Origin of the sequence: Methylobacterium sp. WL64 (assembly GCF_008039945.1) — a bacterium.
GTDB lineage: Bacteria > Pseudomonadota > Alphaproteobacteria > Rhizobiales > Beijerinckiaceae > Methylobacterium.
Window position 1 is genome coordinate 1 of record NZ_VRVA01000358.1, and the last position, 245, is coordinate 245.

Here is a 245-nt window from a genome sequence, read left to right on the forward strand (position 1 = left end):
CGTGCTCACCGTTGAGGAGGAAGCGATCATTGTCGCTTTCCGCCGGCACACCCTGCTGCCGCTTGACGACTGCCTTTACGGCTTGCAGCCGACGATCCCGCACCTGACGCGATCCTCGCTGCATCGCTGCCTGGAACGGCATGGCATCAGCCGACTACCCGAGATCGACGGCAACAAACCCAAGAAGCAGCGCTTTGCGACCTACGCCATCGGCTATGTGCACGTCGACATCGCTGAGGTGAGCA

The 245-nt window shown here is 61.6% G+C and carries 1 pseudogene; it reads left to right on the forward strand.

Going from position 1 to position 245, the window contains the following annotated elements:
* Positions 1-245, forward strand: a pseudogene (locus FV242_RS34240) (IS481 family transposase); the annotation flags it as partial.